The sequence below is a fragment of the Kitasatospora sp. Root107 genome (assembly GCF_001424875.1).
Taxonomy (GTDB): Bacteria; Actinomycetota; Actinomycetes; order Streptomycetales; family Streptomycetaceae; genus Kitasatospora.
This window is the reverse complement of sequence record NZ_LMCT01000004.1, coordinates 41,648-56,945: the sequence shown is the minus strand read 5'-3', so window position 1 is coordinate 56,945 and position 15,298 is coordinate 41,648. Positions and strand designations below refer to the sequence as shown.

11 protein-coding genes are annotated in these 15,298 nt (G+C 71.1%); 6 read left to right on the top strand and 5 right to left on the bottom strand.

Going from position 1 to position 15,298, the window contains the following annotated elements:
• Position 1: 1 nt before the first annotated feature.
• Complete coding sequence (locus ASC99_RS05395) at positions 2-1,315, bottom strand: sugar ABC transporter substrate-binding protein (protein ID WP_057228865.1); 1,314 nt, start codon at positions 1,313-1,315, stop codon at positions 2-4.
• A gap of 146 nt (positions 1,316-1,461) precedes the next feature.
• Here ASC99_RS05395 and ASC99_RS05390 point away from each other — a divergent pair, with 146 nt between their 5' ends.
• Positions 1,462-2,673 (top strand): ROK family transcriptional regulator, encoded by a 1,212-nt coding sequence (locus tag ASC99_RS05390; protein WP_057228862.1) that lies wholly within the window; start codon positions 1,462-1,464, stop codon positions 2,671-2,673.
• Between the two features lie 290 nt (positions 2,674-2,963).
• On the top strand, positions 2,964-5,525 hold the full coding sequence (locus ASC99_RS05385; RefSeq protein WP_082598097.1) for a discoidin domain-containing protein: 2,562 nt from the start codon (positions 2,964-2,966) through the stop codon (positions 5,523-5,525).
• 42 nt (positions 5,526-5,567) lie between these two features.
• On the opposite strand, the gene ASC99_RS05380 is transcribed toward ASC99_RS05385, so the two are convergent.
• Complete coding sequence (locus ASC99_RS05380) at positions 5,568-6,908, bottom strand: acyltransferase (RefSeq protein WP_057228860.1); 1,341 nt, start codon at positions 6,906-6,908, stop codon at positions 5,568-5,570.
• A 130-nt stretch (positions 6,909-7,038) separates the two neighbouring features.
• Positions 7,039-8,055 carry a LacI family DNA-binding transcriptional regulator gene (locus tag ASC99_RS05375; protein WP_057228858.1) on the bottom strand — a complete coding sequence of 339 codons (1,017 nt, stop codon included), beginning with the start codon at positions 8,053-8,055 and terminating at the stop codon, positions 7,039-7,041.
• A 112-nt stretch (positions 8,056-8,167) separates the two neighbouring features.
• Here ASC99_RS05375 and ASC99_RS05370 point away from each other — a divergent pair, with 112 nt between their 5' ends.
• Both ASC99_RS05370 and ASC99_RS05365 read left to right on the top strand, forming a co-directional pair.
• Positions 8,168-9,286 (top strand): esterase family protein, encoded by a 1,119-nt coding sequence (locus ASC99_RS05370; RefSeq protein WP_057228856.1) that lies wholly within the window; start codon positions 8,168-8,170, stop codon positions 9,284-9,286.
• A gap of 79 nt (positions 9,287-9,365) precedes the next feature.
• Positions 9,366-11,633 (top strand): glycosyltransferase family 39 protein, encoded by a 2,268-nt coding sequence (locus tag ASC99_RS05365; RefSeq protein WP_057228854.1) that lies wholly within the window; start codon positions 9,366-9,368, stop codon positions 11,631-11,633.
• 61 nt (positions 11,634-11,694) lie between these two features.
• Here ASC99_RS05365 and ASC99_RS05360 read toward each other — a convergent pair whose 3' ends face one another.
• The gene (locus ASC99_RS05360) at positions 11,695-12,315 is read right to left on the bottom strand and encodes a TetR/AcrR family transcriptional regulator (RefSeq protein WP_235502446.1); all 621 of its coding nucleotides are present in this window, start codon (positions 12,313-12,315) and stop codon (positions 11,695-11,697) included.
• Between the two features lie 37 nt (positions 12,316-12,352).
• Here ASC99_RS05360 and ASC99_RS05355 point away from each other — a divergent pair, with 37 nt between their 5' ends.
• Positions 12,353-12,679, top strand: a complete 327-nt coding sequence (locus ASC99_RS05355) for a rhodanese-like domain-containing protein (protein WP_057228852.1) — start codon at positions 12,353-12,355, stop codon at positions 12,677-12,679.
• 77 nt (positions 12,680-12,756) lie between these two features.
• Here ASC99_RS05355 and ASC99_RS05350 read toward each other — a convergent pair whose 3' ends face one another.
• Positions 12,757-14,304 carry an alpha/beta hydrolase gene (locus ASC99_RS05350; protein ID WP_235502447.1) on the bottom strand — a complete coding sequence of 516 codons (1,548 nt, stop codon included), beginning with the start codon at positions 14,302-14,304 and terminating at the stop codon, positions 12,757-12,759.
• Positions 14,305-14,529: 225 nt separating this feature from the next.
• Here ASC99_RS05350 and ASC99_RS05345 point away from each other — a divergent pair, with 225 nt between their 5' ends.
• Positions 14,530-15,276: an HNH endonuclease family protein gene (locus ASC99_RS05345; RefSeq protein ID WP_082598095.1), complete on the top strand. Its 747-nt coding sequence runs from the start codon at positions 14,530-14,532 to the stop codon at positions 15,274-15,276.
• The last annotated feature ends 22 nt before the right edge of the window (positions 15,277-15,298 follow it).

The following is a 15,298-nucleotide window of genomic DNA, read 5'->3' as shown; positions in this document are numbered from 1 at the left end:
GTCAGCTGGCCGGCATCTGCTGCTGAGCCTTGGTGAGCTCGGCCTTCACGGAGTCCTCGGTGACCGGCTTGCCGGCGGCCGCTGCGGCCAGCAGGTTCTTCACCGCCGTGCCGACCAGGGTCTCGAACTGGCTCTCGTTGGCGACCTGCGGCAGCGGGGCCGCGCCGGTGGCGAGCACGTTCGACAGCATCTTCAGCTCGGGGGTGGCAAAGGCGGTGTCGGCCTGGGCGTCCTTCACCGGCGGGATCGAGCCGTAGGTCTTGTTGAGCTGGATCTGCTCCTCGTTGCTGGTCATGAACTTCACGAACTGCAGCGCACCGTCGGTGTTCTTGCTGTTCTTGAAGACCGCCAGGTTGATGCCCGCGACCATCGAGGTGACCGCCTTGCTGCCACTCGCACCGGCAGGCAGCGGGATCGGCGCGACCGCGTAGTCGTCGGGGTTCATCCCGTGCGACTTGAGCGAGGCCCCGGCGGCTTGCCACATCAGCATCGCGGCCTTGCCGCTGGCGAAGTCGGTGACCGACTGGTTGGCGGCGTACTCGGCGTTGCCGGGGGCGGCGATCTTGTCCTTGGCGATGAAGTCGACGTACTGCTTGACCGTCGCGACCGCCTCGGGGGTGTCGAAGACGGGCTTGCCCGCGGCGTCGAACCAGTCCGCGCCGTGCTGCTTGCCGAGCGCGAAGGCGTGGTGGACGTTCTCCGAGACGTTGCCGCCCTCGATCGCCAGGCCGTACTTGCCGTCCTTGGTCAGCTTCTGACCGTCCGCCACCAGCTCCTCCCAGGTGGCCGGGGGCTTGCTGATGCCGGCCGCGTCGAACAGCTTCTTGTTGTAGTAGAGGCCGTACGCCATCGAGTACAGCGGCACCGCTGCGGGGGCCTTGCCCGCCGCGCCGGCCGAGGCGATGGTCGCCGGGAGGAACCGGTCCTTGCCGCCGATCTTGCCGAAGGTGGCGTCGTCGAACGGCAGCAGCGCGCCGGTGGCCTGGAGCGAGGCGGACCAGGTGTTGCCGATGTTCAGCACGTCGGGGCCCTGGCCGGAGGCGGTGGCGGCGAGGATCCGGTTCAGCAGGTCGGACCAGGGGACCACCTCCAGCTTCACCTTGATGCCGGTCTGCGCCTCGAACTTTCTCAGCTCGGGTTCGAGGACCTGCTTGTCGTTCTCCAGGCTGGTGCCCTGGTTGCTCGCCCAGTAGGTGAGAGTCTTGGGGCTGCTGTTGTCGCCGCCTCCGGAGGTGGAACCGCCGCCGCAGGCGGTGGCGGTCAGGGTGAGGACGGAAACCAGGGCGGTGGCCGCAGCAAGACGGTTGATGCGCATGACCGTGTCCCTCTCGGACGAGTGGGTGGGGATGGTGGGGTGAAGTCGCCAGCTCTGATGCTTACTTCGGACCGTGATTTAACGTGTGAGAAAAGCTGGCGTCAAGAGTCCGTGCAGCGATAGATTCGGATCAGGAGGGAGACCAGATGGCAGAGCGAGGCAAGCAGACCGTCCGTGACCTGCGACGGGGCAGTCGATCCACCCTGTTGCACCGGCTGTACTTCGAAGGTCCGCTGAGCAGACAGGAGTTGGGCCAGATCAGCGGGCTGAGCGGCGGATCGGTCAGCAACGTGGTGGGCGAACTGATTTCGGACGGCCTGGTCGAGGAGTGCGGGTCGGTCGAGTCGGACGGCGGCCGCCCGCGCATCCTGCTCCAGGTCACCCCGGACCGGGCCCACCTGATCGGGGTGGACGTCGGCGAGACCCAGGTCCGGGTCGCACTGTTCGACCTGGCCCTGACCGAGCTCGCCGCGAGCGACCACCCGCTCTCCGACCACGGCCACGACGTGGACCACGTGGTCGAGTTGATGCTCACCGGCATCGGCGAGGTGCTGAAGCAGACCGGCGTCCAGGAGTCCCAGGTGCTGGGTGTCGGCGTCGGGGTGCCCGGCATCGTCGAGCAGGGTGAACCGGGCCAGGACGGCCTGGGCATCGTGGTGCACAGCCAGACCGTGGACTGGGACGCCGTCCCGCTCGGCCGCCTGCTGCGGGCCGGCACCGACCTGCCGCTCTACGTCGACAACGGCGCCAAGACGCTCGGCCAGGCCGAGATGTGGTTCGGCGCCGGGCAGGGCGCCCGGCACGCGGTGGTCGCACTCTTCGGCTCGGGCGTCGGTGCCTGCGTGATCGCCGATGGAGCCCGGTTCCGGGGCGCCACCAGCAGTGCGGGCGAGTGGGGCCACACCAAGGTGCACGTCGGCGGACGGCTCTGCCGCTGCGGCTCCCGTGGCTGCCTGGAGGCGTACGTCGGCGCAGAGGCGCTGGTCGAGCGCTGGGGCGAGGCGCCGCCCGGCAGCTCGGAGAAGGAGGGCCTGGCGGCCCTGCTGGCCGCCGCCGAACGTGACGAACCGTCAGCCGTCGCGTTGCTCGCCGAGGCCGCCGAGTACTTCGGCGCGGCGATCGCCGACCTGATCAACCTGTTCAACCCCGAACGGATCATCATCGGCGGCTGGGCCGGGCTGCTGCTCGGCCCCCGCCTGCTGCCCGCCGTCCGGGACGCGGCCACCTCGTACGCCCTGCGGTTCCCCCGGGCCCAGACCTCCATCGAGCTCGGCCGGCTCGGCCCCGACGCCGTCACCGTCGGAGCCGCAACGCTCCCGCTCTCGCGCTTCCTCGACTCGGGCGGATCTATTCGCTGATTGCGCACCACCAGGGGCTCGGGGAACTGCGACGCCGACCTCGGAAGACGTTGCAGGTCGAGGGTGGTCAGGCACCTTCGCAGTGACCCACGCGCCAGATCTCCTCGCAGTTCCCCGAGCCCCTGGACAGTGCAACTCGATCGTGTGCCGAATGCTCACCGGCTCCTTGACACCGGGAAGTTGAGCCCTCCACACTCCCCTCGGGGAGCGCTCTCCGAGATACTCCGACGGCGCGTCTGTCCGCCGCTGCGCCTCCCCCACCCCCACCCCACCCAGCGCAGGAGAAGCCCGTGAGGCTCACTTCGGCACGCGGTATTGCCGCGACCACCACCACGCTTGCCCTGCTCTCCGGAGCAGTGCTCGCCCTACCCGGCGCCACCGCCAACGCCGCCGACTCGCTGATCTCGCAGGGGAAGACGGTCACCGCCTCCTCCACCGAGAACGGCGGCACCGGCGCGGCCCTGGCCGTCGACGGCAACAGCGCCACCCGCTGGTCCTCGGCCGCGACCGACCAGCAGTGGCTCCAGGTCGACCTGGGCGCCACCGCCACCATCAGCAAGGTCGTGCTCAACTGGGAAGCTGCGTACGGGAAGTCGTACCAGCTCCAGACCTCGAGCGACGGCACCAGCTGGACCACCGTGTACACCGCCACCAACGGCACCGGCGGCCTGGAGACGATCAACGTCACCGGGTCCGGACGGTACGTCAGGATGAACGGCATCACCCGGGGCACCGGCTACGGCTACTCGCTCTGGGAGTTCCAGGTCTTCGGCAGCACCGGCGCCACACCCCCGTCCTGTGGCACCACCAACGCCGCCCAGGGCAGGCCGACCACCGCCTCCTCGACCGAGAACGGCGGCACCGGCGCGGCCCTGGCCACCGACGGCAACAACGGCACCCGCTGGGCCTCCGCCGCCAGCGACCCGCAGTGGCTCCAGGTCGACCTGGGCTCGGTCCAGCAGATCTGCCACGTGGTGCTCAACTGGGAGGCCGCGTACGGGAAGTCGTACCAGCTCCAGACCTCGAACGACGGCACCGGCTGGACCACGATCCGCACCACCACCAACGGCACGGGCGGCACCGAGAGCCTGGACGTCAGCGGCTCGGGCCGGTACGTCAGGATGAACGGCCTCACCCGGGGCACCGGTTACGGCTACTCGCTCTGGGAGTTCCAGGTGAACACCGGTGGCGGCAGCGTGCCGCCGATACCCGGTGGCGGCGACCTCGGCCCGAACGTGATCGTCTTCGACCCCTCGACGCCGAACATCCAGGCCAAGCTGGACGAGGTCTTCGCCCAGCAGGAGTCGGCCCAGTTCGGTACCGGCCGTTACCAGTTCCTGTTCAAGCCGGGTACGTACAACAACCTGAACGCGCAGATCGGCTTCTACACCTCGATCTCCGGTCTCGGCCTCTCCCCCGACGACACCAACATCAACGGTGACGTCACGGTCGACGCGGGCTGGTTCAACGGCAACGCCACCCAGAACTTCTGGCGCTCGGCCGAGAACCTCGCGCTCAACCCGGTCAACGGCACCGACCGCTGGGCGGTCTCGCAAGCCGCACCGTTCCGCCGGATGCACGTCAGGGGCGGCCTCAACCTGGCGCCCAGCGGCTACGGTTGGGCCAGCGGCGGCTACATCGCGGACAGCAAGGTCGACGGCCAGATCGGCAACTACTCGCAGCAGCAGTGGTACACCCGGGACAGCTCGATCGGCGGCTTCAGCAACGGCGTCTGGAACCAGGTCTTCTCCGGTGTCCAGGGCGCCCCGGCCGGCGGGGCCTTCCCGAACCCGCCGTACACCACGCTGGACACCACCCCGGTCTCCCGGGAGAAGCCCTTCCTCTACCTGGACGGCAACGACTACAAGGTCTTCGTCCCGGCCAAGCGCACCAACGCGAGCGGCGTCTCCTGGGCCGGCACCCCGCAGGGCAGCTCGATCCCGCTGGCCCAGTTCTACGTGGTGAAGCCCGGCGCGACCGCCGCGACCATCAACGCGGCGCTGGCCCAGGGCCTCAACCTGCTCTTCACGCCCGGCGTCTACCACGTCGACCAGACCATCAACGTGACCCGCGCGGACACCGTGGTGCTCGGCCTCGGCCTGGCCACCGTCATCCCGGACAACGGGGTGACGGCGATGAAGGTCGCCGACGTGGACGGGGTCAAGCTGGCGGGCTTCCTGATCGACGCGGGCCCGGTCAACTCGGCCACCCTGCTGGAGGTCGGCCCGGCCAACTCGGCCGCCGACCACGGCGGCAACCCGACCACCGTCCAGGACGTCTTCGTCCGGGTCGGCGGCGCGGGCGCCGGCAAGGCGACCACCGCCGTCGTGGTGAACAGCGACGACGCGATCATCGACCACACCTGGCTGTGGCGCGCCGACCACGGCGAGGGCTGGGGCTGGGAGACCAACCGCTCGGACTACGGCCTGGTCGTGAACGGTGACGACGTGCTGGCCACCGGCCTGTTCGTCGAGCACTTCAACAAGTACGACGTGCAGTGGTACGGCAACAACGGCAAGACCGTCTTCTTCCAGAACGAGAAGTCCTACGACGCGCCCAACCAGGCCGCCGTGCAGAACGGTTCGGTCCAGGGGTACGCGGCCTACAAGGTCGGTGACAACGTCACCACCCACGAGGGCTGGGGCCTGGGCAGCTACTGCTACTACAACGTGGACCCGACCATCCGTCAGGACCACGGTTTCGAGGCGCCGGTCAAGCCGGGCGTGAAGTTCCACGACCTGCTGGTGGTCTCGCTGGGCGGCAACGGCCAGTACAACCACGTGATCAACGACATCGGCGCCCCCACCTCGGGTACGTCCACCACCCCCTCGGTGGTCGTCTCCTTCCCGTAAGGGCCGTGCCGGTGGCCCCGGCGGGGGCCACCGGCAGCGGGTTCAGACCAACTTCCGCATCGCCACCGCGAGCTCCGGCAGCACCTCGGCCGGGTCGCGGTGGCGGTGTACGGCCGCCCGTCCCTCGTCCCCGCGCAGGCGGGCGGCGAGGCGGGCGGGCAGCACCACGGTCAAGAGGTGACCGGAGCCCTCGAAGCCCTCCACCAGCCAGGCCACCCAGGGAAGTTGGACACTGGCACCGGGACTGAAAGCGAGTGGGCGATGACCCTCGAAGGCCACCTCGTACACCCCTGCCTTGCTCCAGCTGGAGAGTGTGAAGGTCTTGTTGGCCGGGTCGAAGCCCAGCGGCACGCAGTCCCGCAGCCGTTCCCGGCCGACCGAGGCCAGGAAGTCCCGGTTGGTCCGCAGGCTGAGGTGTGCGGTGGCGAACTCGTCCACGGCCGAGCGGATTCCGGCGGCCAGCGCGGCCGGCTCCCCCGCCGGGGCGCAGCGCAGCACCACCTCGCCCAGCAGGTTGCCGAGCTGACCGGCCGGGATGCCCAGGTGCCGCCGGACGTTCACCGGCAGCAGCAGGTCACGGGCCTCGGTGTCCTCGTCCAACTGCCGGACGGTGGTGACCACATGGGCCGCGAGCACGTCGTTGGCCGACAGCCGCCGCCCGGTGACGGCGCCGAACTCGTCCTTCATCGCCGCTACTTCGCCGTCGGTGAAATAGACCTGGACGGTCCGGTTGGCGCGCGGCGCGGTACGGAACTCGTGCGCCAGCAGCTCGGCCTCCGCCGGCTCCGGAATCCGGAACCCGAGCCGTCCGGAGTCCTCGGCCGGGAGCACCGCGTCCAGGAAGCTCTCCCGGTCACCGGCGATGCCGACCTCGGGCGGCTCGGCACCCTCGACCGCCGCCGACCAGGCCTGCATCAGCGTCATGAAGCTCTGCACGTCCCCGATCACGTGGTGCCAGGAGCACCCCAACGCCGTTCCGCCGTCGGCCAGTCGGCTGACCTTGACGGTGAACAGCGCTGCCTCGCCGGAGTGCGCCCGGTTGGCCTCGACGTGGTCCACGTAACCGGAGGAGCCGAGCGTCATCCTGCTCATCGCCTCGGGCAGCGTCTCGGCCGCCTCGGCCGTCACCAGCGGCACCCCGGCGTCCGAGCAGACGATCTCCAGTCCGTCCTCGCCCGCCCGTAGCCGCCCGCCGAACAGCGGCGCCCGGCCGAGCGCCTCGGCCAGTCCGGCCGCCAGCCGGTCCCGGTCCAGCTCCTTGTCGTAGAAGAACACGACGGAGACCGGGAGTTCGGCCAGCATCGCGTCGGACACGCCGCAGCGGACCACCGCTCCCGACGCGTGTCCGGCATGGATGGTGCGGCTCTGCGCAGAGCGGATCATCGGGCCTCCCGGTGGCTACCGGAACGATAGTGGACTAGACCGGTGCCACTCATCCTTCGAGAGGTGTACGAATTTCCTTCGCCGGCCGAGCACGCCGAGCAGGCCGCAGTCCGGGCAACCCGGCCACCGGTCAGGCGGATTCGCGGATCACCAGCTCAGGATCGAACAGCACCGATCCTGGCCCGGACAGCGGATCGGCGATCCGGTCCAGCAGGATCCGGGTCATCTCGGCCGCCATCTCCTCCACCGGCTGCCGCACCGTGGTGAGCGGCGGCAGCCCGACCGTGGCGGCGCTGCTGTCGTCGAAGCCGATCACCGCGACGTCCGCCGGCACCCGTCGGCCGTGCTCGGTGAGCACCGCGACCGCGCCGCGCGCCATCAGGTCGTTGGCGGCGAACACCCCGTCCAGGTCCGGGTGTTCGGCCAGCAGCCGCTCCATCGCCCGGGCCCCGCTGGCCTGGCCGAAGTCGCCCTCGACCGCCGGGATGTCGCCGAGCACCGCCCGGGCACCGGCCAGCCGGTCCGCTCCGGCGGAGATCGCGGCCGGACCCGCGATGGTGACGATCCGTCGGCAGCCCCTGGCCCGCAGATGCTCGGCGGCCATCCTGCCGCCCTCGACGTTGCGCAGGTCCACCCAGCTCAGCTGCCCCGGCAGCGGCTCGGCCGGCCGGCCGAACAGCACGGTGGGCAGCCCGGCTTCGAGCAGCCGTCCCGGCAGCGAGTCGTCGGCCCGGGTGGAGACCACCATCGCGCCGTCCGCGTTGCCCTGCCGCAGGTAGGAGAGCACCTGTTCGCGGGCGGCCGGGTCGTCGGCCAGCATCAGCACCGGGTGCACACCGAGCGGGCGCAGCGCACCGATCATCCCGCCCACCACCCGTCCGAAGAACGGGTCAGTGAAGATCTCCTCCTGCCCGGCCGAGCTGGACATCACCAGCGCCACCGCACCCGCCCGCCGGGTCACCAGGGCGCGCGCGGCGGCGTTCGGGACGTACCCGGTGGCGGCCACCGCGTCGCGGACGGTCTGCTGCAACTCGGGGTCGACGTTGCGGATGTTGTTGATGACCCGGGACACCGTGGACCGGGACACACCCGCAGCTCGGGCCACATCCTCCAGCGTGGCGGCCCGCCGGGCCAGGGCTTCGCTCATGTGGCCGTTTATAGCACGGGACCGGCGCGCCGCCCCGGCCCTCTGCCGCCAGCCGGTGCGTGACAGGCGGGGTCTGGCGGACTCTCAGGAATCTCTCATCTACGATCAGCAAGTGCCCAGCCTGACCGGAAACCTGATCCAGCTCGTCGCCGTCCTGCTCGCGACGGCCGCCTTCGTCGCCACCCTGTCGCTCTGGCCGAAACTGGCCGGACCCGGGTGGAAGTCCTGGACCGGCCGGCTCGGCGCCTTCCTGGCCACCCAGGTCACCGTGCTGGTGGCGATGGGCCTGGTGGCCAACTCCTACTTCGGCTTCTACACCAGCTGGAGCGACCTGCTCGGCTCCGACGGCGAGCCCGGCACGGTGGTCGAGCAGCAGCCCGGCAAGCCGGTCGCGGTCCGGGGCGAGCAGAAGGTGTACTCATCGCAGGGCTCGGCCCGCGAGCGCGCGGGTGTGATCCAGCAGGTCGAGATCAAGGGCGCGTCCTCCGGACTCAGCAGCTCCGCGTACGTCTACCTGCCCCCGCAGTACTTCCAACCGGGGTACGCCGAACGGAAGTTCCCGATGGCCCTGGTGCTGGCCGGGTACCCCGGGTCGGCGGAGAAGCTGATCTCGCTGATGGCGTACCCCACCTCCGCGTTGGCCGCGGTCGAGGCCGGGAAGCTGCCGCCGACCGTGCTGGTGATGATGCGTCCGACCGTGGTCGGCAACCGGGACACCGAGTGCATCGACATCCCGAACGGACCGCAGGTGGAGACCTACTTCGCCGAGGACCTGCCGAAGGCGGTGGCGGCCTCCTACCGGGTCTCCGACCAGCCGGAGCAGCGGGCGGTGATCGGCAACTCCACCGGCGGCTACTGCGCGCTCAAGTTCGCGCTGCGCAGGCCGGATTCGTACCGCACCGCGATCTCGCTGTCCGGTTACTACGCCGCGCCGACCGATGTCACCACCGGTGACCTTTTCGGCGGCAACGAGCAGCTGGAGCGGGAGAACGACCTGGTCTGGCGGCTGAAGCACACGCCGCCGCCGACCGTCGCACTGCTGCTGGCCACCAGCTACAACGAGCAGAACTACCCGGCCACCCAGAAGATGGTGGCCGCCTTCAAGGCGCCGACCAGGCTGGCCACCATCACCCTCGACAGCGGCGGCCACAACTTCCACACCTGGACCAGGGAGATCCCGCCCGCGCTGGAGTGGCTCGGCAAGCAGCTGACGCCCGTTCAGCCGGTCTGACGACGCTCCGGTCAATTCCTGACCGTGCTCACAGCTGTGCTTCACGAAAATCTCAGCGGGGCAGCAGAGCGTAGCGCTCATGACCACGACCAGTTCCCCTCCTCCCACCAGTGAACCGTGGCCCGAGGCTGCGAACTACCCGCCGCCGGAGACCCCCGAGCCCCCGGCACGGGCCACGGTCGAACCACTGTTCCCACCCGTCGAGCTCCTGGCAGCCGTCCCCAAGGGCCCGACCTCCTGGGCCGGCCGACTGCGGACGCTGCCCACCCGCGCCTGGCGCGGCCGCCCCGACGACCCGGCCTGGGCCCGCCCCGCACTGCTCGGCCTGCTGGCGGCCACCGCGCTGCTCTACTTCTGGAACCTGAGCTCCTCCGGCTGGGCCAACTCCTTCTACTCGGCCGCGGTCCAGGCCGGTTCGCAGAGCTGGAAGGCGTTCTTCTACGGCTCCTCGGACGCGGCCAACTTCATCACCGTCGACAAGGCGCCGATGTCGCTCTGGCCGATGGCCCTCTCGGTCCGGATCTTCGGCCTCAACTCCTTTGCCCTGCTGGCCCCACAGGTCCTGATGGGCGTGGTCACCGTCGCCACCGTGTACGCCACGGTGCGCCGCCGGTTCTCCCCGCTCGGCGGCCTGGTGGCCGGTGCGGTGCTGGCCCTCACGCCGGTCGCCGCGCTGATGTTCCGGTTCAACAACCCGGACGCGCTGCTGGTGCTGCTGCTCACGCTGGCCGCCTACGGCCTGGTGCGGGCCACCGAGACGGCGAGCGCCCGGTGGATGCTCTTCGTGGGCATGATGCTCGGCTTCGGCTTTCTCACCAAGACCCTGCAGGCCTTCCTGGTGCTGCCCGCCTTCGCCCTGGTGTACCTGCTGGTCGCACCGACCGGGCTCGGCCGACGGGTGCTCCAACTCCTGTACGGCGCCGGGGCGATGATCGCCTCGGCGGGCTGGTGGGTGGCGATCGTCGAGCTCACCCCGGCCTCCGCCCGGCCCTACATCGGCGGTTCGCAGGACAACAGCTTCCTCTCCGTCACCTTCGGCTACAACGGCTTCGGCCGGCTGACCGGCGAGGAGACCGGCAGCGTCGGCGGCGGCGGTGGCCGCGGCGGCCAGGGCGGCGGCTGGGGCGAGACCGGCATCACCCGGCTGTTCGACGGCGACATCGGCGGCCAGATCGCCTGGCTGCTGCCCGCCGCGCTGCTCCTGCTGCTGGTCGGCCTCTGGGCCACCCGCCGGGCCCCGCGCACCGACGGTGCCAGGACCGCCTTCCTGGTCTGGGGCGGCTGGCTGCTCTGCACCGCGCTGACCTTCAGTTACATGTCCGGCATCTTCCACCAGTACTACACGGTGGCGCTGGCCCCGGCGGTGGCCGCGCTGGTCGGCATGGGCGTGGACGGCCTCTGGCGGGCCCGCCGGCGGCTGCCGTACGCGGCGCTGCTCGGCCTCGCCGTCGGCGGCACCGCGGTCTGGGGGTACGTCCTGCTCGGGCGCAGCACCGACTTCGTGCCGTGGCTGCGCTGGGCGGTCCTGATCGGCGGGCTGCTGGCCGCCGTCGCCCTGCTCGCGGGCACCCGGCTGCCCGCCCGGGTGGCCGGACGGATCGGTGCGGCCGCCGGAGTGGTGGCGCTGGCCGCCGCGCTCGGCGGGCCGGCCGCGTACGCGGTGGACACCGTCTCGACCGCGCACACCGGCTCGATCCCGACCGCCGGCCCCCGGGTCGAGGGCGCGATGGGCGGCCCCGGTGGCATGCGGCTCCCCGGCGGCGCCGAGGACGGTCGGATGATGCTCATCCCCGGCGGCGGCCAACTGCCGCCCGGCGCCCGGGCGGTCCCGGGTGGGGCGTTCCCGCAGGGCGGCGGCCAGGGCGGCGCCCAGCCCGGCGGGCAGCTCCCGGCGGGCGGCATCCGCGAGACCGGCGGCCGCGGCGGTATGGGCGGCGGCGCGGGCGGTGGTGGCATGGGCGGCCTGATCAACGGCGCCCAGGTCAGCGACGAGCTGGCGAAGCTCCTGAAGCAGGACGCCGACCAGTACACCTGGATCGCCGCAGCGGTCGGCTCGCAGAACCAGGCGAGCTACCAACTCGCCACCGGTGCACCGGTGATGGCCCTCGGCGGCTTCAACGGCTCCGACCCCTCGCTCACCCTGGACGCGTTCAAGCAGTACGTCCAGCAGGGCAAGGTGCACTACTTCATCGGCGGTGCGGGCGGCATGGGCGGCGCGGAAGGCGGGATGGGCGGCGGCAGCATGGGCGGCTCCAGCCAGTCGTCCGAGATCTCCGCCTGGGTCGCGGCCACCTTCACGGCCCAGACGGTCGGCGGCACCACGGTCTACGACCTGACCACCGGCTGACCCTCCCTCAGCCCACCCCAGCACCGCCCGCCGGAGTTCGCTCCGGCGGGCGGTGCGTCGTTCAGGCCGGCCCCAGCCGGGCTGCCAGCCGGGCCACTGCTTCGCGCACCCGCTCCTCGCCCAACTCCGGGAGCAGCGCGGCGACATGCTCCGCCCCGAGGGCTGCCAGCAGGCTGTGCGCATCGGCCGCCGGGTCGGGCGCACCGGCCAGCAGCAGCGACAGATGCCGGTGCCAGAACCGGTAGGCGCCGATCCGGTACCTGGCGCCCGGCGCGGCGGTCTCGGACATCCGGACCAGGTCCAGGTGCTCGACCAGATAGCCGAGATAGGCGTCGGCGAAGGCGGCCAGCCGCTCGGCGTCCGGCGCGCCCGGCCCGAGCGGCGGCGGCCCGGTCAGGATCGCCTGCTGGAGCTCCCGCTCACGGGCGTCGAGCAGCGCCACCGCCAGCCCCGACCTGTCCCCGAACCGGCGGAACAGCGTGCCCTTGCCGACCCCGGCCGCAGCCGCGACCTGGTCCATCGACACCCCCTGCACCCCGTGCTCGGCGAACAGCCGGGCGGCGGCGTCGAGTACGGCAGCGCGGTTACGCGCTGCGTCGGCCCGCTCCTTGACCGGCGGCGTGCGCAGCAGTTCCAGGGGGATGGCGGAACCGGACTGCGGTCCGGTAATGTCTCCAGTCACAGGCGGACTATAGTCCGATTTCTCTGGAGGCTGCCATATGACCGCACTCATCTCCCGCGAGGACCTCCGGGCGGCGATCGACGCCGGCTCGGTCACCGTGCTCGACACCCTGGGCGGCGAGTACTACGCCGCGCAGCACCTGCCCGGCGCGGTCGCCCTGGTCCGCTCCGACGTGGACGCGCTCGCGCCCCTGCTGCTGCCGGACCGCGACGCTGCGATCGTCACCTACTGCTCCGACCCGGGCTGCCCCAACAGCGGCCAGGTCGCCGACCGCCTCACCGCACTCGGCTACACCAACGTCCGCAAGTACCGCGAGGGCATAGCGGACTGGGCCTCGGCCGGCCTCCCGCTGGCCTCCAGCTGACACCTCGCCCTCCCCGGGACCGGGGCACCGGCCCCGGTCCCGGTCCCGGTCCCGGTCCCGGGGAGGACGAGCCCGCCTCACTGACCTGCGCAGCGAGTTCCCTTCGGCGGCGCCTGACCCGTGGTCAGGAAGGTGTTCACCGCGTCGGTGGTGCAGGTGTTCTTGCCGTAGCCGGTGTGGCCCTCCCCCTCCCGGGTGAGCAGCACGCCGTTGGTCAGCAGGGTGCTGAGCTTCTCCGCCCAGGCGTACGGGGTGGCCGGGTCGCCGGTGGAGCCGACCACCAGGATCGGCTCGGGTCCGGTCGGGCCGATCGGCTTGAGCTGCTCGACGGGGTGGTACGGCCAGGCCCGGCAGTCCGGGTCGAACAGGTCCTCGTCGGCGAAGTGCGCGGAGATCAGCGGGGCCTGATCGTGCAGCTGCTGCTTCGCGGCCTGGAACTGCGCGTCGGTCGGCGGCGCGGCCATCGGGTCGGCACAGAGGATCGCCGCGTAGGCGTCCATCCCGTTGTCGTGGGTGCCGTTCTCCTCCCGGCCGTAGTAGCTGTCGGCCAGTGCGAGCAGGTAGTCGCCCTTGTCCCGGGCCATCGCCCAGCCGATCGAGTTGCGCAGGTTCTCCCAGCGGGACTGGTCGCCGTACAGCCCGGCGAGCACTCCCGTCCAGCCGGACCAGGCGGTCAGCTTGCGGCCGTCGGAGGTGGTCAGCGGTTCGTCCTTGAGGCCGTCGAGGAACTTGGCCAGCTTCTCGGCCGCTTTGGCCGGGTCCTTGCCGAGGGTGCACTGTGCCTGTCCGGCGCAGTCGGCGGCGAAGGCCCGCAGCGACTTCTCGAAGCTGATGCTCTGCAGCACGGTGCTGTCGAAGGTCGTGGTCAGCGGGTCCACGGCACCGTCCAGCACCACCCGGCCGACCTTCTCCGGGAACTGCTCGGCGTAGCGGGTGCCGAGGTAGGTGCCGTAGGAGAAGCCGAGGTAGTTGAGCTTCGGCTCGCCGAGGGCGGCCCGCAGGACGTCGAGGTCCCGCGCGGCGTCGCGGGTGCCGACGTGGGCGAGCAGCTTGCCGGAGTTGGCCGCGCAGCCGTCCGCCAGCGTCTTGCCGCGGCTGCCGTTCCGGGCGTCGGAGGAGTCCCAGGCATCCTGCGCCTTGTCGTCCAGGCAGCGCACCGGAGCGCTCGAGGCGACCCCGCGCGGGTCGAAGCCGACCAGGTCGAAGCGGTCGCGCAGCGGGCCCTCCCGGTAGAGCGAGGAGTGCTGGACATGCCCGACCCCCGAGCTGCCCGGGCCGCCCGGGTTCACCAGCAGCGAGCCCAGCCGCTGGTCGGGCTTGGCGGCCTGACGGCGGGCCAGCGCGATCTCGATCGCCTCGTCGGCGGGAGCCGTGTAGTCCAGCGGAACGCGCAGCTTTCCGCACTGAAACGCGGACTCGTCGACCTTCTCGGTCCCGGCGTCGTCCGCGCAGGCCGCCCAGGCGATCTGCTGGCCGTAGAACGGCTTCAGCGCCGGGTCCGCCTCACCCGTCGGCTTCGGGGTGGGGCTTGGGGTCGCACTGGCCACCGGAGTCGGCGAGCCGGCCGAGTCGGCGGAGGGGGTGGCGGAACTCGTGCACCCGGCCAGCAGTACGGCTGCCACCACGGCCGTGGCACTACCCCGGAACAATCTGACGATCTTTTTATTCACCGCACACGAATATCACCCCCACCCCCGATTCCTCGCATTCGTTTCCCGTCGTCCCGCATCCCGGAGGTGAGCCTCCACGCACCCGCGTGGTGCGCCGTCGCGCCGACTTGACCCCCCGTGAGGCGGCTGCTCTGCTGGTGAACCGTCAGCCACCCGCACCACCACCCGGGGGAGAACTCCGTGCGCGACCGCCGTACCACCCTGATCGCGACCGCCCTTCTCCTGCTGCTCGCACCGGCGTTGGCGGCCTGCAGCAGTGGCGCCAACTCCCAGGACCAGGCCCCCGCCACCGCCCTCGGCAGCAACCCGCTGCAGAACCCGGACGGCACCAAGCCCGGCCTCGGCCCGATCACCTCGCCCGAGGACCGCAAGGCCGCCCGCGACCTGATCGGCAAGGTGGCCACCGGCGAGAGCGGCGGCAAGGCCGGGTACGACCGCGACCAGTTCGGCCCGCCGTGGACGGACAACGTGGACGGCGTGCCGCTCGGCCACAACGACTGCGGCACCCGTGACGACCTGCTCGCCAGGGACGGCAAGTCCCTTGAGCACAAGGACGGTTCGACGTGCGTGGTGACCGGGATGACCATCTACGACCCGTACACCGGCAAGACCGTCCAGTGGAACAAGCAGCAGGCCGGCAAGATCCAGATCGACCACGTGATGGCACTGTCCTACGACTGGCAGATGGGCGCCGCCAAGTGGGACAAGGCCAAGCGGGTCCAGATCGCCAACGACCCGCTCAACCTGATCCCGGCCGACGGCTCGCAGAACGCCTCCAAGGGCGACTCCGGCCCGGCCGAGTGGCTCCCCGCGAACGAGGCGGTGCGCTGCTCCTACGCCGTCCGGTTCGCCCAGGTCTCGCTCAAGTACCAACTCCCGGTCACCCCGGCCGACAAGAAGGTGATGCTCGCCCAGTGCGCCGGCTGATCCGAGCTTTCCCAAAGAAGTT

What these genes read in the sequence shown, in the direction of transcription:
- ASC99_RS05375 (WP_057228858.1), bottom strand. Translation starts at nt 8,055, where the DNA reads ATGAGCGAAGCCCTGGCCCGGCGGGCCGCCACGCTGGAGGATGTGGCC.
- ASC99_RS05390 (WP_057228862.1), top strand. Translation starts at nt 1,462, where the DNA reads ATGGCAGAGCGAGGCAAGCAGACCGTCCGTGACCTGCGACGGGGCAGT.
- ASC99_RS05365 (WP_057228854.1), top strand. Translation starts at nt 9,366, where the DNA reads ATGACCACGACCAGTTCCCCTCCTCCCACCAGTGAACCGTGGCCCGAG.
- ASC99_RS05395 (WP_057228865.1), bottom strand. Translation starts at nt 1,315, where the DNA reads ATGCGCATCAACCGTCTTGCTGCGGCCACCGCCCTGGTTTCCGTCCTC.
- ASC99_RS05380 (WP_057228860.1), bottom strand. Translation starts at nt 6,908, where the DNA reads ATGATCCGCTCTGCGCAGAGCCGCACCATCCATGCCGGACACGCGTCG.
- ASC99_RS05355 (WP_057228852.1), top strand. Translation starts at nt 12,353, where the DNA reads ATGACCGCACTCATCTCCCGCGAGGACCTCCGGGCGGCGATCGACGCC.